At 37.4% G+C, this 25396-nt stretch carries 26 protein-coding genes; 5 read left to right on the top strand and 21 right to left on the bottom strand.

Features of this window, described 5'->3' with window-relative positions:
• Positions 1 to 153 precede the first annotated feature (153 nt).
• From GVV22_RS10680 to mnmG, 8 genes are all read right to left on the bottom strand, one after another.
• Positions 154 to 1722, bottom strand: coding sequence for a hypothetical protein (locus tag GVV22_RS10680; protein WP_159650031.1), 1569 nt, complete (start codon positions 1720 to 1722; stop codon positions 154 to 156).
• A gap of 194 nt (positions 1723 to 1916) precedes the next feature.
• Entirely contained in the window at positions 1917 to 2210 is a 294-nt protein-coding gene (locus GVV22_RS10675; RefSeq protein ID WP_159634941.1) for a hypothetical protein, read from the bottom strand.
• Between the two features lie 23 nt (positions 2211 to 2233).
• The gene (locus tag GVV22_RS10670) at positions 2234 to 3106 is read right to left on the bottom strand and encodes a ParB/RepB/Spo0J family partition protein (RefSeq protein WP_419178512.1); all 873 of its coding nucleotides are present in this window, start codon (positions 3104 to 3106) and stop codon (positions 2234 to 2236) included.
• Positions 3107 to 3111: 5 nt separating this feature from the next.
• On the bottom strand, positions 3112 to 3888 hold the full coding sequence (locus GVV22_RS10665) for a ParA family protein (protein WP_159650030.1): 777 nt from the start codon (positions 3886 to 3888) through the stop codon (positions 3112 to 3114).
• 27 nt (positions 3889 to 3915) lie between these two features.
• Positions 3916 to 4665, bottom strand: a complete 750-nt coding sequence (noc, locus tag GVV22_RS10660) for a nucleoid occlusion protein (protein ID WP_159650029.1) — start codon at positions 4663 to 4665, stop codon at positions 3916 to 3918.
• Positions 4658 to 5374, bottom strand: a complete 717-nt coding sequence (rsmG, locus tag GVV22_RS10655) for a 16S rRNA (guanine(527)-N(7))-methyltransferase RsmG (protein WP_159650028.1) — start codon at positions 5372 to 5374, stop codon at positions 4658 to 4660. The genes noc and rsmG overlap by 8 nt, the downstream gene beginning before the upstream one ends.
• Positions 5375 to 5387: 13 nt before the next feature.
• Entirely contained in the window at positions 5388 to 6359 is a 972-nt protein-coding gene (locus tag GVV22_RS10650; protein WP_159650027.1) for a Gfo/Idh/MocA family protein, read from the bottom strand.
• Positions 6360 to 6514: 155 nt separating this feature from the next.
• Entirely contained in the window at positions 6515 to 8374 is a 1860-nt protein-coding gene (mnmG, locus tag GVV22_RS10645) for a tRNA uridine-5-carboxymethylaminomethyl(34) synthesis enzyme MnmG (protein ID WP_236261959.1), read from the bottom strand.
• 129 nt (positions 8375 to 8503) lie between these two features.
• On the opposite strand from mnmG, the gene GVV22_RS10640 reads away from it, so the two are divergent.
• The 3 genes from GVV22_RS10640 to GVV22_RS10630 are packed head-to-tail and all read left to right on the top strand — an operon-like array spanning position 8504 to position 11711.
• Complete coding sequence (locus tag GVV22_RS10640) at positions 8504 to 8863, top strand: GntR family transcriptional regulator (protein ID WP_159650025.1); 360 nt, start codon at positions 8504 to 8506, stop codon at positions 8861 to 8863.
• Positions 8860 to 9729, top strand: coding sequence for an ABC transporter ATP-binding protein (locus tag GVV22_RS10635; RefSeq protein ID WP_159650024.1), 870 nt, complete (start codon positions 8860 to 8862; stop codon positions 9727 to 9729). The genes GVV22_RS10640 and GVV22_RS10635 overlap by 4 nt, the downstream gene beginning before the upstream one ends.
• On the top strand, positions 9726 to 11711 hold the full coding sequence (locus tag GVV22_RS10630; RefSeq protein WP_159650023.1) for an ABC transporter permease: 1986 nt from the start codon (positions 9726 to 9728) through the stop codon (positions 11709 to 11711). Before GVV22_RS10635 ends, GVV22_RS10630 begins: the two co-directional genes overlap by 4 nt.
• 31 nt (positions 11712 to 11742) lie before the next feature.
• On the opposite strand, the gene GVV22_RS10625 is transcribed toward GVV22_RS10630, so the two are convergent.
• The 9 genes from GVV22_RS10625 to tmk form a co-directional block, all read right to left on the bottom strand.
• Positions 11743 to 12351, bottom strand: coding sequence for a histidine phosphatase family protein (locus GVV22_RS10625; RefSeq protein WP_159650022.1), 609 nt, complete (start codon positions 12349 to 12351; stop codon positions 11743 to 11745).
• A 50-nt stretch (positions 12352 to 12401) separates the two neighbouring features.
• Positions 12402 to 13004, bottom strand: a complete 603-nt coding sequence (locus tag GVV22_RS10620) for a histidine phosphatase family protein (RefSeq protein ID WP_159650021.1) — start codon at positions 13002 to 13004, stop codon at positions 12402 to 12404.
• Positions 13005 to 13047: 43 nt separating this feature from the next.
• The gene (metG, locus tag GVV22_RS10615; RefSeq protein ID WP_159650020.1) at positions 13048 to 14967 is read right to left on the bottom strand and encodes a methionine--tRNA ligase; all 1920 of its coding nucleotides are present in this window, start codon (positions 14965 to 14967) and stop codon (positions 13048 to 13050) included.
• Between the two features lie 95 nt (positions 14968 to 15062).
• Positions 15063 to 15830 carry a tyrosine-protein phosphatase gene (locus tag GVV22_RS10610; protein WP_159650019.1) on the bottom strand — a complete coding sequence of 256 codons (768 nt, stop codon included), beginning with the start codon at positions 15828 to 15830 and terminating at the stop codon, positions 15063 to 15065.
• Positions 15831 to 15876: 46 nt separating this feature from the next.
• Positions 15877 to 16275 carry a Fur family transcriptional regulator gene (locus GVV22_RS10605; RefSeq protein ID WP_159634902.1) on the bottom strand — a complete coding sequence of 133 codons (399 nt, stop codon included), beginning with the start codon at positions 16273 to 16275 and terminating at the stop codon, positions 15877 to 15879.
• Positions 16276 to 16305: 30 nt separating this feature from the next.
• Positions 16306 to 17280, bottom strand: coding sequence for a GMP reductase (guaC, locus tag GVV22_RS10600; RefSeq protein WP_159634899.1), 975 nt, complete (start codon positions 17278 to 17280; stop codon positions 16306 to 16308).
• Between the two features lie 10 nt (positions 17281 to 17290).
• Positions 17291 to 18136 (bottom strand): 16S rRNA (cytidine(1402)-2'-O)-methyltransferase, encoded by an 846-nt coding sequence (rsmI, locus tag GVV22_RS10595; RefSeq protein WP_159650018.1) that lies wholly within the window; start codon positions 18134 to 18136, stop codon positions 17291 to 17293.
• An 11-nt stretch (positions 18137 to 18147) separates the two neighbouring features.
• Complete coding sequence (locus GVV22_RS10590) at positions 18148 to 19089, bottom strand: DNA polymerase III subunit (RefSeq protein ID WP_159650017.1); 942 nt, start codon at positions 19087 to 19089, stop codon at positions 18148 to 18150.
• Entirely contained in the window at positions 19073 to 19705 is a 633-nt protein-coding gene (gene tmk / locus GVV22_RS10585) for a dTMP kinase (RefSeq protein ID WP_419178514.1), read from the bottom strand. Before tmk ends, GVV22_RS10590 begins: the two co-directional genes overlap by 17 nt.
• 101 nt (positions 19706 to 19806) lie before the next feature.
• Here tmk and GVV22_RS10580 point away from each other — a divergent pair, with 101 nt between their 5' ends.
• Both GVV22_RS10580 and GVV22_RS10575 read left to right on the top strand, forming a co-directional pair.
• The gene (locus tag GVV22_RS10580) at positions 19807 to 20025 is read left to right on the top strand and encodes a hypothetical protein (protein ID WP_159650015.1); all 219 of its coding nucleotides are present in this window, start codon (positions 19807 to 19809) and stop codon (positions 20023 to 20025) included.
• Positions 20009 to 20551: an NUDIX hydrolase gene (locus tag GVV22_RS10575; RefSeq protein WP_159650014.1), complete on the top strand. Its 543-nt coding sequence runs from the start codon at positions 20009 to 20011 to the stop codon at positions 20549 to 20551. The genes GVV22_RS10580 and GVV22_RS10575 overlap by 17 nt, the downstream gene beginning before the upstream one ends.
• Before the next feature lie 21 nt (positions 20552 to 20572).
• On the opposite strand, the gene GVV22_RS10570 is transcribed toward GVV22_RS10575, so the two are convergent.
• From GVV22_RS10570 to pth, 4 genes are all read right to left on the bottom strand, one after another.
• Positions 20573 to 20893, bottom strand: coding sequence for an FtsB family cell division protein (locus GVV22_RS10570; protein ID WP_159650013.1), 321 nt, complete (start codon positions 20891 to 20893; stop codon positions 20573 to 20575).
• Positions 20894 to 21131: 238 nt separating this feature from the next.
• A complete protein-coding gene (locus GVV22_RS10565) occupies positions 21132 to 21395 on the bottom strand; it encodes an RNA-binding S4 domain-containing protein (RefSeq protein WP_159634878.1) in 264 nt (87 codons plus the stop codon).
• Positions 21385 to 24807 carry a transcription-repair coupling factor gene (mfd, locus tag GVV22_RS10560; RefSeq protein WP_159650012.1) on the bottom strand — a complete coding sequence of 1141 codons (3423 nt, stop codon included), beginning with the start codon at positions 24805 to 24807 and terminating at the stop codon, positions 21385 to 21387. Before mfd ends, GVV22_RS10565 begins: the two co-directional genes overlap by 11 nt.
• Positions 24804 to 25358, bottom strand: a complete 555-nt coding sequence (gene pth, locus GVV22_RS10555) for an aminoacyl-tRNA hydrolase (RefSeq protein WP_159650011.1) — start codon at positions 25356 to 25358, stop codon at positions 24804 to 24806. The genes mfd and pth overlap by 4 nt, the downstream gene beginning before the upstream one ends.
• Positions 25359 to 25396 lie beyond the last annotated feature (38 nt).

Here is a 25396-nt window from a genome sequence, read left to right as displayed (position 1 = left end):
CTCAACGCAACGACACATGCAACAACATTTCTATCATACCATATACTTTTTGTAGAACTGCCGGGTTCAGGCAATAGATTGCGAATAACGTGCTGTATCGCAATTATTTAGTAAACAGTGCTAGTAAACCGGTTATATAAATGTGTGTTTTTGTTACCAGTACGGCTTCCATGATGGATTGTTGAGGCGCATCAGAGCTTCGACATAAAAGTAATCTCCCCAAATATTTCCTTCTTCTATGCCAAATTGGTCATGCCACGAATATACACCTTCATTAAGAAGCGCATGACCTTTGACTGGTTGTGTATTGGAATAATTTTTGATGAGGCTAAGCATAATTGCATCAACTGCCGTTTCAATTTTTTTCTTATAGTCACCATCTGGGATCGTTTCATAATCAGGTACATTATTACCAACATAGAAATTATGGCGGTACTGCCATTTATCTTTCTTTGTATAGGTACCAGTACCATAATTTACAAAAATATTATTAAAAATTTCTGCATGATTATTACCACCTTGGGCAACCAGATGATTCGTATTCATCGTCTCATCAAGATAGAAGACATTGTTATGAACCTGAATGTTTTGAGCGGTATCACCGACACCAATTGTAAATGTTTGATATAAGTCGTTATAACTTAAGTTATAACGAAAGATACAGTCGACAATACCATTACCCTCATTTTCAGGACAAATAAGAAGTGTTCCCCCTTCATTTCCATAAGAGTAATTGTATTGGTAGATAGTTCCTCTGTTAGCTTGATCGAAGTCCCACGCCATTCCATCACGAATGGATATCCCACCCGTTGCTTCGTTGTACTGGAATAACGCTTTATCACTATTCCAGACCCACATCCCTGCATTAAAGCCTTCAGATGTTGTATTATACCCGTCAATAAAGTTATATTCGATAACTGCCGATTCGGTCATATGCGGCGCAATCCCGTCACCACCAATATTGAATAACTTGTTACGTGCAATATAAGTATTTAGGATAGGCGTCCATGGTGTTTTAGTTTTATCACCATACAAGAAGTCAGCATGGCGTAATAAATCACGACTCTTCCAATCAGTCCAAAAGATTATCCCTGAACGATCAATGTTTCTTAATTCGTTATTTTCAATTCGAATTCCATCAAAAGTACTACGTTGATTGACTGAATATTCCGCTGGAATCCCCTCCGAAATATTAGGAATTAATACACTAAACTGTATTCCCGCACTTCCATTAGCATCTTTTTTACCTTCACCTTGAATGTCGTGAATGTACATATCATGAATGTAAAAATCATGAAGCTTGGTTATCGTATCGAGGTTCGTAACCCGATTAGTATCGTTTCCATAGTTAACGTTTTGAATATCTATACCCCGGCGGGGGCCTGGTACAACACCTTCTGGATTTTTATTTGTTATTTCTAAATGAGATATTTCCCAGTATTCTTGATTGACGAGTAAAATTACAGATTCAACACCCAAGCCATGAATTGCCGGTCGTGACCCTGTGCCATATGAACCAATTTTAATGCGCTTATCAACGGTTCCAGAACCGTGTGGATGCAAGTGTCCGAACCATTCACAATCCGTTTTAAACAGGATTGAATCTCCTGGTTGAAATACTATCGTATTAACGTTCTCGAGCGTCTGCCATGCTTCATGAGAATTGGTTCCGTTATTGGTATCATGACCTAATTGTGCATCTACATAATAAATTTGTGCCATACTATCGTCTCTATAGAATTCACTAATGTGCATTCTATCTTTCTATCTTATAGATTACGAGAAATTATACCGTATTGCTATGAAAACATTGAGGATTTCATGTGTTATCTTGCTTTTTATGGTCTATCGCAACTATATGCGTTTTTATGTTGCTCTCAAAAAAAACTCTGGGTATTTCATACCCAGAGTTTCAGTTATTGCTTCTTGATAAATTTTCGGTATAGTATCGTAACTAACAACACAACACACAAAACAAGTGTTATTGAGAAGAGCTGAACTAGTAGAAAATCATTTATAAATCGAATAATAAAGATGTCGGAATTAATAGCAAACAATGGCATTGGTTCCATACTACTAAACACGGCAACATATATTCCTATCCCACCCAGAATAAAGATATCGATGTATTTTTTTCGATACATCCATATTGCGAGTGGTATCGCACTTAAGGCACCAATCATCGCAATTACTTGAAAGAATAATGGCATATGTCCTCCTTACCGGATCATTACTATTCCATAACTCCTAAAATTTCTAAGATTCTGTTTAAGTCATCATCATCTGAGAAATGAATTGTTACTTTTTTATTATCTACATTGATACGTGTCTGAAGTTTCTTCTCAAACAGCGATTTCACATAGCTGTACTCAGGATGCTCGGAAGCTTTCTTTTCGCTAGGTTCATCGGTTTGCCCTTGTTTATTGACAAGTGCCTCAGCCTCACGAACTGATAATTTACGATCGTAGATTTCTTGAGCGATCCGAGTGATTTCTTTATCGTCTTCTAGTGTAACAAGTGGGCGAACATGACCCATCGTTAACTTATTCTCACTTACCATCTCTTGGACTGCTTTGGGCAATCGTAAAAGTCTGAGCAAATTGGTAATATGACTGCGTGATTTGCTGACACGTGACGCAACTTCTTCTTGAGTTAACCCAAGACGTTCAATGAGGGATTGATATCCCATAGCTTCTTCAATGACATTTAAATCTTCACGTTGAACGTTCTCAATAATCGCAATTTCCATCATTTGTGAATCATCAAATTCTACAACGATAGCTGCAATTTCTTTGAGACCTGCAAGTTTTGATGCACGTAAACGGCGCTCCCCTGCAACAAGTTCATATCCTTTTTTAGTTTCACGAACTAAAATCGGAGTAAATAAACCGTGTGTTTTAATTGATTCGGCCAACTCTGCGATTTTTTGTTCATCAAAGTGGCGGCGTGGTTGATACGGGTTCGTACGAATGTCTTTAATGTTGATGACGTTTTTAACGCCTCCAAATGCATCGTTTTTCCCCTGTTGAATATCTTCTAAGACATTACTTACATCGTCTCCAAAGATGGCTCCAAGTCCACGTCCAAGGCGATTGCTATCGACCATGTATATCAACTCTCTTTCTTATTCTGCGATAAAACTTCTTTTGCTAATGAAGCATAAGCTTTTGCACCTTCGGATTTGAGGTCATATTCAAAAATCGTATTGCCTCGAGATGGTGCTTCAGATAATTTAACATTTCGCGGTATATTACTTTTGTAGACGCGTTCTTTGAAATACTTACGAACCTCTTGTTGAACTTCAACACTTAAGCGTGTACGAACATCAAACATGGTAAGGAGTACGCCTTCAATTTTTAATTCTGGATTAAACAGTTTTTGTACAAGACGAATCGTTGAAAGCAATTGTGTTAATCCTTCCAAAGCATAGTATTCACATTGTACTGGAATTATTACGGAATCTGCTGCAGTTAATGCATTTGTATTCAGTAATCCTAATGATGGTGGACAATCGATAATAATGAAATCGTATGTGTCTTTAACTGATTCTAATTTATTTTTAAGTAAACGTTCACGCCCTACTTTAAATTCAACCATCTCAAGATCAGCACCCGCTAAATCGATGGTAGCAGGAATTAAATCCATTGGTGGTGTCGTTAGCGAAATCGCTACGTCTTCTACTTCTTTATCTGTAAGGATTAAGTCATAGGTGCTGTCTTTAATCGACATACGGCTTGCGCCAACACCTTGCGATGCGTTTCCTTGCGGATCCAGATCAATTAGTAGAACTTTTTGACCTAAGTAAGCTAATCCTGCAGATAAGTTGATACTGGTCGTTGTTTTTCCTACGCCACCTTTTTGATTTGCTACGGCTATAATTTTCCCCATTGACTCACATCCTTTATTTCTATGGTTTTATTTTGGGAAGCGAATTGTCATGACAACTTCGTCTTCTAGGTCTTCCATTTCTGCTTTTACAGCAATTCCTGTTTTTTCAATCATTTGTACCGATTGGTTTATCGTATTGATACCAATTTTAATATGTTGGGAAATTCCACGCGTAACAGGTTTGCGTTTTTTCGGTTTATTTACCATAGTTTCTGTTTGTTTAACATTCAACTTTTTGGCAAGTATCGCCTCTAGGAATTCTTCTTGTTTTTCACGATCAACACCCAATAGTGCTCGTGCATGACGCTCCGTTATTTCTCTTTTTCCGAGTGATTCAAGAATCGGTTCAGGCAATTCCAACAAACGAATTTTATTGGCAATTGCTGATTGTGATTTTCCGACACGTGATGCAAGCTCTTTTTGCGTAATTCCTTGAAGTCTTAGTAAGTCACGGTATGAGCGTGCTTCCTCAAGGACACTTAAATTTTCTCTTTGGATATTTTCGATAAGTGCTAATGTTGCACTTTTTTCATCATCGATATTGCTAATAATACTTGGTACCGTTAAAAATCCGGACATGAGCATGGCGCGATAACGTCTTTCGCCTGCAATAATCTCATAATGATCATCAACTTCACGAACAACTATTGGTTGAATTAAGCCATTCTCACGAATAGATTGGGCCAATTCCAATAAGCTTTCTTCATCAAATACAGTACGTGGTTGGTAACGATTGGGCTGTACTAGTTCAATCGGTATATCTTTGCGATCAATCATGATTCCTCCCCGACAACGGTGTCTTCTTTATTTTAGCATAAATACGTGGATATTTCTTTGGCGTGTTCTTAATTTTAACGATTTCAAGGTTATATCGCTCACCCATAATTTCATCATCAAAAAAGTGACTTTCTTTGAAAGACCCGCCAAGGGTTGCGATGGCTTTTTTTGATATTTCCAATTCTTCCATTGCGCGTTGACCCTTCATCGCCAGAAAGGTTCCGCCCATTTTGACGAATGGAAGGCATAACTCACTGAGAATATCGAGATATGCTACAGCCCGTGCCGTCGCATAGTCAAACGATTCTCTCAAATCAACGATTGCGTCTTCAGCTCGTTGGTTCAAGACCGTAACATTTTTGAGCTCACATTCTGCAACAACACGATTCAGAAAATTCGTACGCTTTGTTGTTGGCTCAATACATGTCACATGAACATCCGGTCTTGCAATAGCAATCACGATCCCTGGAAAGCCAGCCCCACTACCGATATCAGCTAGGGTAGTGTCTGCTTTAATCAATGGAGATATCAGTAGTGAATCATAAAAATGCTTATGGAAAATCCCTGCATCATCGTCAATGGCAGTAAGATTCAACACTTGATTCACTTCTTGAATAAGTGATTTATACGTTAAAAATTGTTGCTCCATCGTATCTGAAACAACAATTCCTAATGTATTTATCTGTTCTATAAATACGTTGAAATTCATACATACTCCTTTATTAAAATTCAAATTTTAGATTGATTGCATTGCGTGCTTTTTCGGCAACTTCGACAACAGCAAGGCTGTGTTCAAGTAATGCGTCACGACGGGCAAAATCTTGTGTATCATAAATATTTTTGAATACATCTACTTGATAGTAAAGACGTGGTTTATCTTGAATATTATAATCGATTTTTGCGTCTTTTGTAATCGTTTCGACACTTTTAATACTGTTTACACCTTCAGGAATGTAGAGATAGCCGTTTTCGCCTTGTATTTGTCCGAAATTCTTGGAAAAACTATCTTTCGCACCAACACATTCAACAACTATACCAGGATACGTAAGTGTTACAACACCTGAAGTATCTATACCATTCTCATGCGTATTTGCGATGTAAGTAACATGCTCAGGTTTCCCAAATAACCCCACAACAAAATGAAGGTTGTAAATGTTAATATCTGCTAGCGCTCCGCCCGAAAATTCTGGATCAAAAACATTTGTGACTTCACCATTTTTTAATTGTGTGTAACGGCTTGAGTACTGGCTAAAATTACATTGAATTGCCTTAATTGGAGCAATTCGGTCGAATTGTTGGCTTACATACTTGAAGTGTGGCATATGTATGTTGCAAATCGCTTCAAACAACATTAAATTTTTCGCTTTTGCCAAGGCAATCATTTCTTGTGCTCGGGCCACATTTCCGGCAAAGGGTTTTTCCACAATGACATTTTTTCCAGCATGGAGTGATTGCATTGTATAGGTATAATGTAAACTATTTGGTGATGCAATATAAATAAAATCTAATGCTGGGTCAGCTAGCATTGCGTCAAGATCATCATAAGCTTTAGGTATGTCATTTTTTTGTGCAAAGAGTGCTGCACGGTCCATGGTTCTGGAATATGCGGCATCAAAACTGACACCTTCAACGATCCGTGCAGCTTGTATAAATTCTTCAACAATAACACCACTTCCGATTGTCCCTATTTTCATAACAGGTCCTCCTTTGGGGTCGATTACTTGTATTATATCATTTTTTTGGTGTATTCATGCTGTTGTATCTCGAAGTCATTCTAAAAGTGCGTAGTTTTCATTTTTTATACATTATTGGGTGGTAAACTGCAAAGAAAAACACCCAATAATGGGTGTTAAGCTTGTTTATTTCTTTGTTTGAGAACCATTGCTAGGATTGCGACATCGGCAGGATTAACACCCGATATTCGTGAAGCTTGTCCCATTGTGACAGGACGCACCAACCCAAGTTTTTGTTTTCCCTCAATTGATAAGTTATCAATGGCATCATAATTAATGTCTTCTGGAAGTTTTATATTCTCCATCGAACGTAGTTTTTCCGCATCCTTCATGGCTTTACGGATATAACCTTCATACTTGATCTCTACTTGTATCTGGAAAGCAAGATCTTGACGAACATCCATATTGAACAATTCAAGCATCTCCAGTAATTCGATACCCGGACGTTTAACCGCATCATACAGCGTTAAGTCATGACTTTCAAACGGAGAATCCTTTGACGCAAAGTATGCCGTAAAGTTTTCGTCATGAGGTACTTTGATTGTTTTCGCTTCTTCAATAAATGTATCAATAATCGCAATATCATCTTGAATAGATTGCGCCTTATCATCGTGTAATAAGCCAATGCGTTGTCCAAAATGGGTTAGACGTCTATACGCATTATCGTGACGTAATAACAGACGGTATTCTGCACGTGATGTAAGCAAACGGTACGGCTCTAACGTTCCTTTTGTTACCAAATCGTCAATCATAACACCAATATAAGCTTCATCACGTTTTAAAATAAGCGGTTCTTCCCCACGTACTTTTAATGCTGCATTGATACCGGCCATAAGTCCTTGACCCGCGGCCTCTTCGTACCCTGAAGTACCATTAATTTGGCCCGCTGTAAATAGACCATCAACAGACATTATTTCTAGGGTTGGTTTCAATTGAATTGGATCAATTGCATCATATTCAATGGCATATCCATATTTCTGAACACGTACATTTTCCAATCCAGGAATCGTACGTAACATTGCATCTTGTACATCTTCAGGTAAAGATGAACTTAATCCTTGAACATATGTTGTATCAAGCGATGCTGCTTCAGGTTCCAAGAAAATTTGATGACGTTCTTTATCTGCAAAACGTACAATCTTATCTTCAATAGATGGGCAGTAACGCGCACCAACACCTTCTACAACACCTGAATACATACTTGATTTTCCTAAGTTGGCTTGGATAATTTTATGAGTTTCTTCATTTGTATAGGTTAGGTAACAAGCATATTGTTCTTGAATAACATCTTCTTTGCGTGTTGTATTTGAAAAATAATACGGTTTGTCATCACCTGGTTGGATTGTTGTCTTAGTGAAGTCAATACTGTCTGTATAGACACGTGCAGGGGTTCCAGTCTTTAAACGGAATGTTTTTAGACCAAGAGCACGTATTGAATTGGACAGTTTGTTTGACGTTGGATCTCCTTCAGGACCCGAATGGGTAACACGATCTGAGACCAAAATTTTTGAGCTCATATAGGTTCCGGAAGTAATAATAACCGTCTTTGTTGCAATGAATTCATCGTTAGCACATTGAATACCAACAATTTTTCCATCCTCAACAACAAGTCCTTCCACCATTTTTTGGACAATTTCAATACCTGGTTCATTTAATACAGCATCACGCATGGCTTTACTGTATTCGATTTTATCAGATTGGACTCGTAAGCTTTGTACGCCCGGTCCTTTACTTGAATTTAATACACGGAATTGTAGTGCTGTTTGGTCTGCAATTTTTCCCATTACACCACCCAATGCCTCAATTTCGCGAACAACAATACCTTTTGCAGGACCTCCAATTGAGGGGTTGCAAGGCATGGCTGCGATTCGATCAATATTTAACGTAAAGAGTGCAGTTTTTTGTCCCATGCGAGCTGCAGCTACTGCTGCTTCAACACCGGCATGACCGCCTCCTACTACTATAACATCATACATATCTAAAGCCTCCGTCTTAGATTTTAACACATTATCCATAAAATCCGCTATTTTATGCCTAAACTATTGACACCTGATACCGCTTTGTATTACTGTATTACTATAAGTGGTACAGATAGAGGTGACATTATGTTCAGTATTAATTCAAGAAGTTCCTTGCCAATCTTTGAACAGATCGTGCAACAAGTCGCTAAGTATATCGCTATTGGGGTATTGAAGCCACACGATCAACTTCCAACAGTACGGATTCTTGCTAAAGAATTAGGAATCAATCCGAATACGGTTTCGAAGGCTTATCACGAATGCGAAATGGCTGGTTTAATCTATTCCGTAGCAGGAAAAGGTTCGTTTGTCAGCGATACAACCGAAGGCCTAGACTCAGTCTTAGAAGATGCCTATTCATCGTTAGCAAGTGCATATCAACAACTTATTGAACTGGGCGAAGACCCAGAGACTGTTCAAAATTTTCTAAAGAGGGCACACTCATGATCCAATTTATTAATGTTAACAAACGCTACGAGCACCGCGAAGTCCTCGAAGACATCAACATCCGTATTGAAGATGGTACGATTTTAGGACTTATCGGCCGAAACGGTGCTGGAAAATCCACCTTTTTACGACTCATTGCTGGTGTCGTTGAAGCTGATGCAGGAATTGTTGCATTTAACCAACAACAAGTTTTCGATAATCCAAATGTCCAAAAAGAGGTTTTCTTTGTCAGCGATGACGCCTATTTTATGACTAAAGCAACCATCAAAGAGATGCGCGATTTTTATAAAGTCTTCTATAAAAATTTTGACGATGGTCGTTTCTACGAATTACTCTATCTTTTTGATTTAGATGAAGATCAATCTTTAAACTCCTTCTCGAAAGGGATGAAACGCCAAGTCTCACTCCTTCTTGGAATCGCAGCACGCACCAAAGTTCTGCTTTTGGACGAAGCATTTGATGGTCTTGATCCCTTAATGCGCTTCAAAATTCGTCAGATGATTAGCGATGAAGTCGCAACAAATAAAACAATTGTGATCATCTCATCACATAACCTTCAAGAGTTGTCAGATATTTGCGATTCAGTAGTCATCTTAGATAAGAATACAATTCAGATGAACTACTCTCAAGAAGAGTTCTTAAATTCCTATCATAAATACCAGATTGCATTTGCGAACGATATTGATCCTAAAGTATTCGCAAACATTGAGACACTACGTATCAGTGGTAAATCGCGAATCTTTACACTTCTGGTTAAAGGAAATCGGTCAGAAATAGAATCCTTCCTTGAAACACTAAACCCTATTCTTTACGAACATGATGATACATCACTCGATGAAATTTTTATGGCGGAGGTCAACATATGAAACTCTTATTCACATCACGGATAAACTTTGATCTCATCGGCTTCCACGCGAAACGACTCAAGGCCTTTATGACGGTTTTCACTATATTGTTACTAACAACTTTTCCACTACCAATCTTTATCAATTGGCTCAATAGTTCAGCAACATCGACATTGAATCCATTTCCACAATTCTTGGTTAGCTTACTCGCGACTGTCACTGTTTTCATCAGTGCCATTTCACCCTTCTTATTCTTTAACTATTTATTCTCGAGTAAGTCGGTGAACATTTATCACTCGTTGCCAGTACGACGTCGTGATCTATATATTACCTATTTGTTTGCATCGTTAATGATGGTTGTAATTCCATTTACGATTACATATGGTTTGGGTTATATTCTTTCTTATATCTTGAATATTATTCCAATGTCCATAGAACATCTCTTTATATATGCACGTTTAGTTATTATTTTCGCAGCAATTATGAGTATGACAATTTTTGTCATCATGAATACCGGAACATTGTCCGATGCAATTATCTATACTGTAATTCTATCTATCGCACCTTATATTGCATATACCGCTGTCCAATTCTTTGCCGGACGCTTCATTCTTGGTTTTGCATCAGGATCTGGAGAAATGCTTGCACTCTTCTCGCCCCATATCGCAACATTCCATGTTACCAATAGTTTAGGGGTCGAATATAGTCCTACGATTATCTCATCGTACTGGCTTATTCTCGGAATTATTATTAATGCTGTTTCCATCTATCTATACCAAATTCGAAAATCTGAAAAGACAGAACAACCGTTTACGAATCGGGTCTTCTTCAGCCTCATTACATCTTTATTCACAGCATTGTTACTGGTTGGTTTGATCGCATTCTGGGCAATTCTCACTAATGTGAACCACTTCCTATCACCATTCGTCATTATTCTCCCTATTTTACTTTGCTATGTCATTTACGTTTTATTAAATATTATCAAAAACCGATCGACGCGAAATATCCGAGAAATAACACGAAACTACGGGATTGTTGTTCTTGTTACAATTGTAACCTGTGCATTTATTTTTATTTCAAATGGCTATGGTTTCACAACACGCGTGCCACATGTCGAAAATGTTGAACGTATTAAGATTTCAGGAAGTACCGTTGCTCAATTACCGTTTGGTGAAGGTTCAACCAAAGATATCTTTATCACATCTGATCAGGGTATTAACAATTTCGTTGCATTCCACCAATCAATTGTGAATGATTTTGAAAAAGATGCATCAGTATTATCCTACAGTGATATCTTTACAGAACCAGGACAGTCACCTTATGCGTTACTCAAATTTTCCTATAACTTGGATAATGGCAGTCAAATGAACCGGGAGTTCTTTGTTCGTAAAGATAAGTTGGATCCACTCTTTTCAATGATGCATACATCAGAAACACTGATTCAAATTAATCCATTATCACGACCACGTTTTAATCCTACTGCTATGCAAATTTTTAATAACACACTGACAGCTGAGCATGAGTTTACTGGAAACTTTGCCGAACTTGGGACCATCTATACTAATGATTTGAGAAATATTGATTCAATACAAGATTACACTCAGGATGGTGGCAAACTTGAATACATTGTTATGTATCAAAAGAATGCTGAAATCTATCAATTAAACGTTGACCAACGATTCCCAGGAACGCTTGCCTACCTCAATGCAAACACAGGTAAGAAAACCGATGTTAATCTAAACTATTTCCTTGCCAAGCCAAAAACAGATATTGTAATTCCGCGATTCTTTAATCCCGAATACGGGTTTATGAGTACCAACGCATTGTCTTTTTTGAACTATGACACCGTAACTTTATCTAATTTATCTCGAGCTGAGGCACTCACTTATGAAACGGCAGTAACTGCTGCTGATTACACCAATGAGCTTCATAACATCTTATATGTTGAGTCAATCGGTCAAGATACACTAATTCCATTTTCAATCGCAATTCCATTGAAATAATCAAACAAAAAACTGTCTATCTAGACAGTTTTTATTTTATCTTCTCGATTGGATCATAATAGTTCAGTGTGATGTAGTTATTTAAAGCATCAAAATCAACATCGAGAATATAACCCAAGCCATTTGGCGTATCGATTCGACGATAATTATCAAAAGATACAGGTTTGAGGAACATCAAGATGGTCTTAATGACTCCTGAATGACAGACGATTGTTACACTATCTTCGCCTGCTTTTTGCATTTCTCCAAGTACTGCCGTCAGTTTTCCAAACAAACGCAAACTAACTTGAGAAATGGTTTCACCATTCACATGGGGTTTGTTTTGGATATAAACTTCATTGTAAGGAATGTTGTTGATCTGATCCCAACGAACATCTTCATAATCACCAAAGTTAATCTCACGGAAGGCAAATGTTGATTCCGTAATTGGTGTTTCTTCACCATAAATAAGTTTAAATGTATCAATTGTACGTGTTAAATCAGATGTATAATAACGATCTGTTTTTGGGTAATTATACGTTTCACGATATTCTTTGAGTTCTCGAATTCCTTTATCCGACAACATTGTGTCGCTCCACCCTGTATAAGTACCTAAATCATTTCCAACTGTAAATCCATGTCTTACTAATACAACTTTCATGCTATCACCTCTGGTTGTATTGTACCAAGATTCACCCTTGAAAGCGACCTTTACTCCCAGACTTTATGGTAAGAGTTAAGGCGGATATGATTATGCATTGCATCAAATTCTAAATCCATGACATATCCCAGTCCATTGGGTGTTTCAATATTCATGCGCTCTTCAAACGACAATGGCGCAAGAAATGTAAGAACCATCATAATAACACCTGCATGACAAACAATTGTAACACTATCTTCATTCGATGCATCCATTTCGGAAAGTATTTTAGTTAGCTTTCCAAAGACACGTAAACTCATTTGCGAAACAGTCTCACCATTTAGAACTGGCTTGTTGTTGCCAAAGAGTTCGTCGAACGGATTAAAATCCATGGCATCCCATGCAACATTTTCGTAATCACCCACTGACATTTCACGAAATGCTGATGTTTTCTCTGCAAGTGGTGTTTCTTCACCATAAAGAATTTTAAATGTATCGTAAGCTCGGCTCAGATCAGAGCTGTAATAACGATCGGTTTTGGGATAGGTATACGTTTCTCGATGCTGATGTAACTCTTCAATTCCTTTTTCACATAACGGTGTATCGTACCAACCTGCACAAACACCCGTATCATTGGCCATGGAACGACCATGACGGATAAAAACAACTTTCATAAATTCCTCCTAAAAAATAAATCCCTCCTTGCGGAGGGACTGGTTAACTAATTTGTGTTCCGTTTACGACAGTTCCACCTGAAACAAGATCCATTCCCTCAGCATCTTTTGCTGCCAGAATCATTCCGTTTGATTGGACACCGCGTAAACTGACAGGTTTTAAGTTCGTTACAACAACAACTTGTTTCCCCATTAGTTCGTCCTTCGTAAAGTGTTCCACAAGACCACTTACGACTTGGACAGTTTTAGATCCTAAGTCAACTTGAACTACATAGAGTTTGTCGGCTTTTGGATGTTTCTCGACATCAACTATTGTTCCTGTTTTTAGGACCATTTTCTTGAACTCGTCTATCGTGATTTCTTCGACGACTTCTTCAACCACTGCTGGTTCTTCTTCAACAGTAAGTTTTGCTAAAGTTTCTTCTTTATCTAAACGTGAGAAAATAATTTCTGTTTTATCGATAACTTTGTGACCCGGTGGTGTAAGACCATATTGACGAGCACTTTCGAATGAACGATCTTCAACATTAATTTGGTCAAGAATTTTTTGAGATGTCGATGGAATGAACGCTTCTAAAGCAATACCACCAACACGAATCAATTCTACAAGATTATAAAGTACAGTTTGTAGGCGATCACTTGACGCTTCGTCTTTTGCCAGTACCCATGGTTGTGTATCATCAATATATTTATTTCCTTTACGGAAAAGACTTACAATTTCACTGATTGCATCTGCAACATGTAACGTTTCCATTTTTATTTCGACATTTGGTATTAAGTTTTGAATTGCATCAACAAGTTCTGTATCTAGTGGGTCTGTCACAGTGTTCACCGTTAAGACGCCCCCGTAGTATTTATTGATCATCGCAACTGTACGATTAACTAAGTTCCCTATAATATTCGCAAGGTCTGTGTTAATACGTTCAATCATCAGTTCATTTGTGATATGCCCATCACGTTCATATGGCATTTCATGAAGCATAATATAACGAACAGGATCAACACCAAACACTGCAGCCAAGTCGTCAACATAAACCATGTTTCCTTTTGACTTACTCATCTTATCATCCCCGGCAAGTAACCATGGATGACCAAAAATTTGTTCGGGTAATTCAACATCTAATGCCATGAGAATAATTGGCCAGTAAATTGTGTGGAATCGTAAAATATCTTTACCAATTAAATGAACATCTGCCGGCCACCATTCAGCAAATTCTGCGCTATGGTTTCCATCAGCATCATATCCAATACCTGTAATATAGTTGATTAATGCATCAATCCATACGTAAACAACATGTTCTGGATCAAAATCAACAGGAATTCCCCATTTGAAACTTGTACGAGAAACCGCTAAATCGTGAAGTGGTTCTGTTAAAAAGTTTTTGACCATTTCATTTTTACGTGACTCTGGTTGAATGAAATTTGGATTATCTTGAATATGTTTTACCAAACGTTCTTGGTATTTACTCATTTTAAAGAAGTATGTTTCTTCTTTTTGACGTTCTAATTTTGCACCACAATCTGGGCATAAGCCATCTTTAACTTGAATGTCTGAGTAAAATGCTTCATCAGCTTTACAGTACCAACCTTCGTAAACACCTTTATAGATATCCCCTTGGTCATGTAATTTTTTGAATACTTTTTTGACTTGTGTTTTATGATCTTCATCTGTTGTTCGAATGAAGTAATCATACTTTACGTCCATGAGATCAAAAAGATCACGAATAATTGTAGAAATGTTATCGACATGTTCTTTTGGTGTAATGCCCGCTGCAATCGCATAATCCTCGATTTTTTGTCCATGCTCGTCTGTTCCAGTTTGGAAGCGAACATTAAAGCCTTGTGCACGTTTAAATCTCGCAATAGCATCAGCTAATACGATTTCATAAATGTTCCCAACATGAGGCTTTGCTGAGGTATAAGCAATGGCGGATGTAATGTAATAATTTTTTTTATCTTTCATATAGGCCTCCGCATATTTCTTTGTAATTATAGCTTATTTAGTCGCTTCTCACAACTTAGAAAAGAAAATCTCAATGGGATTGAATCCCACTGAGATTATTGTTCTGTTACGTAAATTGTTTGAAGTATTTCAATATCGTCTGCAGTAAGTTCTAGGACTTCCGCAACGTAGGTATCAAAATCACCATAATCTTCATCGATTGCATCAAATGCCGCTTGAATATAAGATTCCGCAACCATTGTATATCCTCGATAATTTTCAATTTGTTCTGGTGTCGCATCAGGATGTTGTTCCAACATGAGAGCAACCATGCGCTTTTGATTATTTTTGTTGAGGATATTTGTCATCAAATAATCTTCTAAAATTGATTCCCGGGATGCACCCAGAATTTTCAATATTTGAGCAGCTGCGAATCCGGTCCGATCTTTTCCTGCTGAACAATGGAAGTAAGTAGCACCTTCACGATTGTTTAAAAGTTCCTTGAAGAATTGGCGGTACTCATTACGAGCGTCTTCATCACGAATAAATGTATCATTTAGTGATTGCATATGCTCAACCGAATTTACGTCTTCGACCATCTTTAGCATTTCCATTGGGTCTGCTGTTGTGCGTTCACGTTTACCGAGTATATCTAAATGCGTATAACGGACACCCGCGATAATTTCGTTAGGTTGACGATCTTGTTCATCAAGTGTTCGCAAGTCGATAACATGCGTTAACTCAAATTCATTAACAAGACGTGCTCGCGTTTGGTCGTCTAAATTTTCAAGAGGACCACCTCGCAACAATTTATGTGGTTTCACAACACCATTAGTAACAGGTATTCCAGCTAAATCACGGAAATTTAATATTTTTGTATGCATGTACTATCCCTTTCGTATCTATTGAAAAATCCCGTAATTACGGGATTTAGCTTTTTTTGGTTCGTTTTTTTAAACATTCGCTGCAGATCCCCTCAAATGACATATCGTGATCAATCACGAGACATCCAAGTTCTTGTTCTACAAGCGCATGTAAATCATCACGATACTCAATCTCTACATCTTGTATTCGATTGCATTCGCGACATCTAAAATGATAATGATCATGTAGATTCTTATCATAGATAAATCCTAGCTCAGGATGGCGCACACGGTTAATCAACTTTTCTGCATACAAAACGTTAAGATTACGATAAATAGTCGCAATTCCCACCGATACTCCATGCTCTTTTAATGTTGAATGTATTTCGTCTGCGGTCATATGTCCGTCAGATGCTTGAATAACATCGAGGATTTCTTGTCTTTGTTTTGTAAGTTTTAAACTCATAGCATCACCCTGTGTAAATTATATCATATTTTAACGGTCGCCGTTAAATATAGAATTCTTAACAATTACGTAATCTACTTTGCGGATTGACTCAAGGTCTCTTCCACCCGCATAGGAAATTGAAGATTGTAAGTCTTGCTTCATTTCTAACAATGTATCGGCAAGGTTTCCCTTGTATGGTACCAAGATTTTCTTACCTTCGACATTTTTGTGTTCACCTTTTTGGAATTGTGACGCACTACCGAAGTATTCTTTGAATGTAACACCATCTTTTTCAACAGTTTCACCTGGAGATTCTTCGTGCCCTGCAAAGAGTGAACCAATCATACACATTGTTGCTCCAAAACGAATTGATTTTGCAATATCACCATGGTCGCGAATACCACCATCAGCAATAATTGGCTTACGTGCAGCTTTAGCACACCATGCCAGCGCTGATAGTTGCCATCCACCAGTTCCAAAACCTGTTTTTAATTTTGTGATGCATACTTTTCCAGGTCCAACGCCAACTTTCGTAGCATCCGCTCCCGCATTTTCAAGTTCACGAACAGCTTCAGGTGTTGCGACATTACCTGCAATTACGAATGTTTGAGGAATGAATTTTTTAATATGTTTAATCATTGAGATAACGGACTCTGAGTGACCATGAGCAATATCAATTGTAATATAATCAGGGATCACATTGTCATTAGCGAGTTGTTCGATAAAACCATACTCATCACCTTTGACACCAACACTAATCGATGAAAATAAATTACGTTCTGCCATTTCCTTTATGAAGTCATAACGACGTGCTTCATCGAAGCGGTGCATAACATAAAAATAGTTATTTTCTGCTAACCAGATTGCGAGGGGTTCATCAATAACGGTTTGCATGTTTGCAGGAACAATTGGCATTTCAAAACGGCGGTTTCCTAATTCAATGCTTGTATCACACTCTGAACGACTGTTCACAATACATTTATTGGGAATCAATTGAATATCTTCATAATCAAAAATTTTCATTTTATCTCTCCTATTTTGATTCGTGGTACTGCGCATAAAGATCATTTTTAGATACATTATTACGCTTCGCTACCAATGAGATTGATCGTGATACTGAATTTCCTTCTGAAATTGCGTCATCAATTTGCGAAATGAGCGTTTCAAACGTCACAATTTCTTCAACTGAATTTTTCTCAATGACAAGAACAAATTCACCTTTAATCACATCGACTGCATCGATAACTTCGGTAACACTGCCACGTATGAATTCTTCATGCATTTTGGTGAGTTCACGAACAAGGCATATTTGGCGATTACCTAATACATCATACACGATTTCTAAGGTCTTTGCTAACTTGTGTACCGATAAATAATAGACAGTTGTCATCGGCAAATCTTTATCCTTTTCGAGCTGTTTTTTTAGTTGATTCTCTTTATGTTCCAAGAATCCCATAAACGCAAATGGCTGGGCAACAAGACCTGATGCGACTAATGCATTTAGAAATGCACTCGCACCTGAAATTGGTACAACATTATATCCTGCAGCAATAACATCTCGAACCAAAGTTTGCCCGGGATCTGAAATTAGGGGGTATCCTGCATCACTAATTAATGCAACGCTCGAATGGTTATGCAACAGTTCGATAATCCCTTGTGAACTCTCATGTTCGTTGTGAGCATGATGACTGATTAACTTCGTTTCAATATCAAAATGCGAAAATAATTTACGCGCATTACGTGTATCCTCTGCAGCAACAATGTCTACCGTTTTGAGAATCTCAATGGCACGTGGTGTCATTTCTTGTAAGTTTCCAATCGGTGTTGCGACAAGATACAGTGTTGGTAGTTCATTTTTAAAACTTTGTTGCTTAATCATAGCGGGACCTCCTAGAGCGTAAATGTTTTATGCTGATTTACAATTTCATAAGCAAGTTGATCAATGAGTAAGTTTGTATTTACCCCAGGGCGAATTCTATCTTTAATCATCAATATACGCTTCTTATATCCAAGTTTTGTATTATCATTCATTTTATCGACATATTGATTGAATTTTGGAAATGTTTCAAAATCCAAGCTCACTAAGAGTACGTCTAAAAATAAATCGATCGTTGCTTTGTCTAAGACTTTTTGTTTAATGCCACGGTGCTGCATAAGAACGACACCTTCGTGAATGCGTTTATCATTTAACATCCCTAAAACTTCTAACGCCAGATCTACGGTCGCTTGATAACCTTCGCTTTGACTTACAGAAAGCATTGCCTCAACGGTATTTTCAACCCTTGATAATAAATAAGCATCTTGCTCATCAAGTCCTTCCTCAATACCGGCTTCGAAGAGCACCTTTTGATCGTTATCCTTTAATTGAATAAGTAGGCATCGTGATTTAATCGTTTCTAAGACACGATTGGGTTGCGATGTCGTGAGAATTGCAGTCACATCGCTATCCGGTTCTTCAAGAAACTTCAAAATACTATTCATTGCAGCGATACTAGCATTTTCTACATCTTCAATAATATAAACTTTACGAGAATTGGCTTCCATATTGGTTTGAACAAATTGCTCTTTCAACGTTACAATCTCTTGTTTTTTGATACTTTCGTCTTTACTACTTAAAACGCTGTAGTCACCATGTGTTCGCTCTTTAATTCGAAGACACACACTACATGTTCCACACGCACCAATTTCTTGTTGCATACACATTAAACTCTGCGCCATATACTCTGCAAAAGAAAAAGCATCACTTTTCCCTACAATTAGGTATGCATGTGACACACGATTTTTTTCTTGTTGTTTATGAAATAAATTTAATGCTTCAGTTTGAACGTTCATTAATAACCTCTTCAATAATTGCTATTGCTTGTGCAGCAACCGCTTCGACAGTTCCAGTTCCATCAATCACACGAATACGGTCTGGAAAACGACGAATGACTTCTTGATAACCTTCATAAACTCGTTTATGAAACTCAAACCCTTCCATCTCCAAACGATCTTTTGCACCCCGCTTACCAGTACGCTCCAAACCAATTTCCGGATCACAATCAATAAAAATCGTAACATCTGGAAGATGACTATCAATTGCAAACTTATTAATCTCCCAAACTTCATCAATGCCAATTCCACGGGCATATCCTTGATACGCTAGTGATGAATCAACAAAACGATCACAAAAAACGATACGACCTGCTTCAACGGCAGGTACAATTTTCTCCACTAAGTGTTGACGACGACTTGCTGCATACAATAATGCTTCCGTTCGATCATCCATCTCTGTGTGGACTGGATCAAGGATCAGGTTTCGAATCTTTTCTGAAATTCCAATTCCCCCAGGTTCACGCGTTAGCAAGATATCTTCACCTTTGTCCATAAAATACTCTGTCAAATATTTTGTGATGGTTGTCTTACCGCTTCCGTCTGGTCCTTCAAATGATACAAATAATCCCATAATCACACCTCTTTTTTTATCATTATATCATGCATCATTCTTTATTGTTGTTTGAAAAAATGATTTCAGTTAGAATGAAAAGTGATGAAAGAAGGATAACGTTGATGAAACCACTTAAACAGGCATTTCACAATGCTGCTGATGACAAAACTTATAATGGATTGATTGCTATAATTTTTATTTTGATGATTGTTTATATGTTTTGGACACAACCTTTTATTCCCGTTATCACAGGAATCTTGTTGATTGTTTGCTTTGGTTATCTTATTAAACACTATGTTGGTGCGCGAAAGGATTATAAAAACAATGGTAAAAACTTATAAAAAACTCGATGAACGAAAAAAATTTGATGGCTTTCTTATAGACGCCTTTGAGACTGATTTTGAGACCGATGCAGGTATTTTCACAGCTGAAGTCTTAAAACACCCTGGTGGGGCTGTAATCGCAGCGACACACGATGATGAATACTTTTATGTCGTTGACCAATTCCGTTTTGGTACAGAAATGATCATGACTGAATTTCCAGCTGGGAAAACAGATCCGGGTGAAATTCCCCTCAATGTTGCGAAACGTGAACTTCAAGAAGAAATTGGATATAGCGCCCAAACTATTGTGCCACTTGGCATTATGCATCCAACACCTGCCTATCTTACAGAAACATTAGCCTTATTCTACGCTACTGATTTAGAATTTGTTGGACAAAATCTTGATGAGGGTGAAGAACTTCACGTTCACCAACTCAATCTTTCAGAGATTGAAGCAAAAATCATGAGTAATGAAATTACGGATGCAAAGACAATTGCACTTGCAATGAAGCTGCGTCTTTACTTACAAAATAAAAAGGTATGACATTATGTCATACCTTTTCTATTATTCACCCTTAGGTAAAATAAATACTTGTTCCCCTGACTTCGATAAGAGGTGGGTACCACGTGCATAGTTTTGAACGTAGGTCGGATCTTCTAAACGAGCCTTTTCTTCATTGAGCGTTGTTTGTTCATCTTTCAATGTATCCAATTGGGATTGAACTGTATTTAGTTCTTGTTTAAGTTGTGCTGTTGTAACTAATTCGTTTACGGATTTTGTTAACATGTATCCCGAAAATGCAAGAACGGCAACACCAAGACATGTTGAAATAATTCTAACAAGTGGTGATGTTTTTTTAATTTTTTTCTTAGCAATTTGAGCCATAGTGTCTCATCTTCCTTTTCTTTACACACCTAATTATACCGACAAATTATTACGTTTCAAGAGTTGTCACTTCACTTTCACAATCCTCATATTGTAATAATATTTCAAGGATATCTTCACATATTTTAAATTTTCGCACTATGTAGTGACGTTTTTGTCACAATTCAGGTCTTTTTTTTTAATATATAAAGACAGTGAATGTGAATTAAAATAAACTAATTCACATATTCGAAGATACTTATTCACTCTTTTCAATGCGTTTATCATCCAATAATTCATACATTGGAGGATTTGAACGCAGAATTTTATCACTTAGAAAGGTTACTTCCACCTTAATATGGCGGTGTTCAAAGCGAATTTCGATGACGTTTCCAACCGCGACTTCAGTCGATGGTTTTGCTAATTTCCCATTCACAAACACACGATTATCATCAGCCAAATCTTTCGCAATTGTACGTCGTTTGATAATTCGCGATACTTTTAAATACTTATCAAGCCTCATGATTTTGCTCCTTTACATGTTCTAAAACATAAATTAAATCTTCAGCCCATCCTTTATAGACAGGTAATTCGATTGATATCATTCGATTCGTATACTTAATTTTAATCTCACTTGAGCGTTCCGAAATCAATTCAAAGAGACTGATACCATCGACATTTGAACTGTATGCTTCTGTGAATCTTAATTCAACTTTATTCACACGTTCCTTAAATGATTCAATACGTTCATCTCGCAAGAAGATTTCCAATCGTGTTTTTTCCAATAACATTGTTACCGACTCTGGAAGCTCTCCATATCGATCCCGCATTTCATCATAGAATCGTTTTAGATCTGAAATTGTTTCTAAGTCATTAATACGTTGATACAATTCCAGTTTTTCACCGTCATCACTTGTAAAATCGTCAGGTAAATAACCATCAACGCTTAGATTGTATCGTGATTCTGTTTCTGGTGTTTCAATTCCTTTGCCTTGACGCTCGGAAATAGCTTCTTTAAGAAGTTGAACGTATAAATCAATACCCACTGTGTCAATGAATCCGGATTGATTTCCGCCTAACAATTCTCCCGCACCACGAATGGTAAGATCACGCATTGCAATCTTGTAGCCACTTCCTAATTGCGTGAATTCCTTAATTGCTTGCAGACGTTTTTGTGCGACTTCTGTAATATTTTGCTTACTTGGTATCATAAAATATGCATAGGCTAGACGATCTGATCGACCAACACGACCTTTAATCTGATACAGCTGAGACAGTCCAAATCGATGAGCATTATCTACAATAATTGTATTCGCATTTGGAATATCAATGCCTGTTTCGATAATTGTGGTACATACCAAGACGTTAATTTCTTTCTCAATAAACTGGATCATAACATCTTCAATATCGCTCCGATCCATCTGTCCATGTATTACCGCAACACGCGCTTGTGGAACCGACATTGCAATATTATTTGCAACACTATAAATTTGCTCCACATTGTTATAGAGATAGAATGCCTGCCCATCACGATTTAGTTCTTTTGCAAGAATTTCTTTAATTGTTTTTTGGTTTTTCTCGATTACATAGGTCATAACTGGAAGTCGATTAGACGGTGGAGTATTAAGTTGTGACAATGAACGAAGACCAATTAATGACATTTGTAACGTTCTCGGAATCGGCGTTGCACTCAACGATAGTACATCAACCGATACTTTGAATTCTTTAATCCGTTCCTTATGTTCGACACCAAAACGTTGCTCTTCATCAATAATTAATAACCCGAGATCATGGTGCTTGATATCTCGTGATAAAACACGATGCGTTCCAACTAAAATATCAACTTTTCCATCTTTAAAACGCTGAATGATATCTTTTTGTTCTTTATCAGATACGAAACGATTCAATACTTCAACAACAATTGGATAATTTGCAAAGCGTTCTTTAAACGTTCTAGCATGTTGGGCGCTAAGAATCGTAGTTGGACACAAGAATATAACTTGTTTACTATCTACAAATGCTTTAAATGCTGCCCGGATTGCGACTTCTGTTTTTCCGAATCCGACATCACCGATGAGAAGTCGGTCCATCGGAAGCGGTCTTTCCATATCTTCCTTGATCTCTTTGATTGCTTGTTTTTGATCTGGAGTCAACTCGTACTCGAACTCTGATTCAAATTGTTTTTGAAATTCGGTATCAGGTTGGTATGCGTAACCAACACTTTCCATTCGCTGTGAGTAGAGATTAACAAGTTTATCCGCAACTAATGCAACATCTTGTTTAACTCTATCTTTATTCTTTTGCCATGCACTACTTCCAAGTTTACTAAGCTTAACCGCAGTTGCTTCAGAAGACATGTATTTACGAACTAAACTAAATTGTTCGAGAGGGACAAACAATTCATCACCATCACGATACATGATTCTCATAAAGTCTTTATGGACTCCTTCAATTTCTTTGGTCGTAATTCCCATGTAACGACCAATTCCATATTGACGATGCACAACATAATCAGAAGTGTCTAAATCTTGAAGTTGGTTCAAAGACTCTGCTTTTGAGAATTTATTGTCATAGCGGTATTTCTTTTTACGATATTGGTATAGCTCTTTTTCAGTGAAAACAAGAATTCTCTCATCTTCTAGATAAAATCCACTTTGGATATCTGAGTAATCAATATAAATCCCCGGTTTGCTTGGGTAGTCCGTTAATACTGTATAAGACATATCTGCATTAATGAGTGCACGGATAAACTCTTCCATGTTGTGTTCATTTAAAGCAATGATAACACGTTGGGTTATTGCTTCTTTACGAATCCATTGGAGTGTCTCTACGATATTATCCGATATTATGTTTGCACTATGCCAAGGAACGAAGACTTCATTTTCAATCTGATACTCATGAATTTTCATTTTTGAAGCATCACTAAGGTAAGAGGTATATTCTGCATACATATTATTGATATAGATTAACTCGTGCATGTCATACAATTCTTCGGAATACTCTGCTAAATCTATCGTATTTTGTTTTAATGTGCGTTCCACACCCTCAACCGAACTTAAAATTTGCTGTGCATCTTTCACGAAATCATAGATGGTTGCATAGTTTTCCCAGTATCCAAGAAGGGGATAGAGTGTCGTATCATACGATCCTTGGCTTATCTGCTCCCGTTTGACTTCAACGTTATTGATAAGCTCTTCATTTTTTTCTAATGCCAATGCTTGATCAACTTTTGATACAATCACCGCTCTATCGGAATCTGTTAATAGCACATCATTCGCAAAGACGATTGTTGCAGATTCAAGTTTCTCTTCTGATCTTTGATCATCAATATTGAAGGATCGAATACTTTCAACCTCAACATCAAAGAATTCAATGCGAATTGGCTTTTCCATTTGAACTGAAAAGATATCACAAACACCACCACGCATTGCAAACGTAAACGGCTGATCAACGTATTTAACGCGCGAGTAACCCATATTATGCAAGCGACGCGCAAGTTCAATTGGCTCAAACTGGTCACCAATTTTTATGGTTGTAATTGCCTCTTGTAATGTATTGGGTGACGAAAGCTTACGAATCGAAGCAATTGCATGCGTGATACATATGTCATAGTCATTTTCTAATATGCGATAGAGTGCCTCGATTCGATTGGCACGCATAATTTCAGATTGTACGATAGCTTCAACTCTTAGAGATTCTTCATGATTATAATATATAACTCTTGATTCGGGACTAATTCGCCGAATTTGATCGAACAGTTCTTGAGCTTGCTGCTCATTTTCTTTAACAATAAATACTCTTTTCTTATTTTTTAATGTGGATCCTACAGCTAACATTGCTTCTTGCATCACGCTCAAATGGGCAAAGTTATCTTTGCCCTGGGTGTATTGTTCAACAATAGGATTCGATTGTAAGTAATCTTTAAGCCAATTCATGAATTATTTGCTCCATTATAACGGTTCATAATTTCAAGAATTTCTATTCCTTCAGCAAAATCAATCGCCGCATCTGCAGCACGATCGATAGCTGTTTCCTCATCAATTTTTCCCATGACGTAATCTGCAGTATTCATATGGGGATTTTTTCCTATCCCCACTTTAATCCGTGCAATTTCAGATGTACCAATATGTTCGATGATACTCTTGATTCCATTTTGTCCACCAGAACTGCCTTTCGGACGGATTCTGATTTTTCCCAAATCAAGGTCTTTATCGTCACTTATGATAATAATATCCTCTGGATATGCATCATAATATGCCACAACTTCACGGACAGCTTCGCCTGATAAGTTCATATATGTTTGTGGTTTAACGAGAATAACCTTTTGACCCTTTACGAATGTCTCCGCAATCAATGCTTTAAATTTCTTCGTAGAAATTGTTACTCCCAATTTAGAAGCAACTTTGTCTATTGTAATAAAACCAGCATTATGGCGTGTACGTTCGTATTGTTTTCCAGGATTTCCTAGACCTACAACTATTTTCATACATACCTCTTTAGAAAGAAAAGAATAAGGGCTTCCCC

Source organism: Erysipelothrix aquatica (assembly GCF_009828825.1).
Lineage (GTDB): Bacteria > Bacillota_I > Bacilli_A > Erysipelotrichales > Erysipelotrichaceae > Erysipelothrix > Erysipelothrix aquatica_A.
This window is presented reverse-complemented; position numbering and strand designations above follow the sequence as displayed.

Coding starts and splice junctions, on each gene's coding strand:
- GVV22_RS10620 (WP_159650021.1), bottom strand. CDS start 13,004: ATGAAAGTTGTTTTTATCCGTCATGGTCGTTCCATGGCCAATGATACG.
- GVV22_RS10635 (WP_159650024.1), top strand. CDS start 8,860: ATGATCCAATTTATTAATGTTAACAAACGCTACGAGCACCGCGAAGTC.
- rsmG (WP_159650028.1), bottom strand. CDS start 5,374: ATGAATTTCAACGTATTTATAGAACAGATAAATACATTAGGAATTGTT.
- GVV22_RS10575 (WP_159650014.1), top strand. CDS start 20,009: ATGGTAAAAACTTATAAAAAACTCGATGAACGAAAAAAATTTGATGGC.
- GVV22_RS10650 (WP_159650027.1), bottom strand. CDS start 6,359: ATGAAAATAGGGACAATCGGAAGTGGTGTTATTGTTGAAGAATTTATA.
- GVV22_RS10680 (WP_159650031.1), bottom strand. CDS start 1,722: ATGGCACAAATTTATTATGTAGATGCACAATTAGGTCATGATACCAAT.
- GVV22_RS10670 (WP_419178512.1), bottom strand. CDS start 3,106: ATGGTCGATAGCAATCGCCTTGGACGTGGACTTGGAGCCATCTTTGGA.
- rsmI (WP_159650018.1), bottom strand. CDS start 18,136: ATGATTAAGCAACAAAGTTTTAAAAATGAACTACCAACACTGTATCTT.
- metG (WP_159650020.1), bottom strand. CDS start 14,967: ATGAAAGATAAAAAAAATTATTACATTACATCCGCCATTGCTTATACC.
- GVV22_RS10610 (WP_159650019.1), bottom strand. CDS start 15,830: ATGCATACAAAAATATTAAATTTCCGTGATTTAGCTGGAATACCTGTT.
- GVV22_RS10675 (WP_159634941.1), bottom strand. CDS start 2,210: ATGCCATTATTCTTTCAAGTAATTGCGATGATTGGTGCCTTAAGTGCG.
- GVV22_RS10630 (WP_159650023.1), top strand. CDS start 9,726: ATGAAACTCTTATTCACATCACGGATAAACTTTGATCTCATCGGCTTC.
- noc (WP_159650029.1), bottom strand. CDS start 4,665: ATGATTGATCGCAAAGATATACCGATTGAACTAGTACAGCCCAATCGT.
- GVV22_RS10625 (WP_159650022.1), bottom strand. CDS start 12,351: ATGAAAGTTGTATTAGTAAGACATGGATTTACAGTTGGAAATGATTTA.
- mnmG (WP_236261959.1), bottom strand. CDS start 8,374: ATGTATGATGTTATAGTAGTAGGAGGCGGTCATGCCGGTGTTGAAGCA.
- GVV22_RS10640 (WP_159650025.1), top strand. CDS start 8,504: ATGTTCAGTATTAATTCAAGAAGTTCCTTGCCAATCTTTGAACAGATC.
- GVV22_RS10665 (WP_159650030.1), bottom strand. CDS start 3,888: ATGGGGAAAATTATAGCCGTAGCAAATCAAAAAGGTGGCGTAGGAAAA.
- GVV22_RS10590 (WP_159650017.1), bottom strand. CDS start 19,089: ATGAACGTTCAAACTGAAGCATTAAATTTATTTCATAAACAACAAGAA.
- GVV22_RS10580 (WP_159650015.1), top strand. CDS start 19,807: ATGAAACCACTTAAACAGGCATTTCACAATGCTGCTGATGACAAAACT.
- guaC (WP_159634899.1), bottom strand. CDS start 17,280: ATGAAAATTTTTGATTATGAAGATATTCAATTGATTCCCAATAAATGT.
- GVV22_RS10605 (WP_159634902.1), bottom strand. CDS start 16,275: ATGAGTTTAAAACTTACAAAACAAAGACAAGAAATCCTCGATGTTATT.
- GVV22_RS10570 (WP_159650013.1), bottom strand. CDS start 20,893: ATGGCTCAAATTGCTAAGAAAAAAATTAAAAAAACATCACCACTTGTT.
- mfd (WP_159650012.1), bottom strand. CDS start 24,807: ATGAATTGGCTTAAAGATTACTTACAATCGAATCCTATTGTTGAACAA.
- GVV22_RS10565 (WP_159634878.1), bottom strand. CDS start 21,395: ATGAGGCTTGATAAGTATTTAAAAGTATCGCGAATTATCAAACGACGT.
- pth (WP_159650011.1), bottom strand. CDS start 25,358: ATGAAAATAGTTGTAGGTCTAGGAAATCCTGGAAAACAATACGAACGT.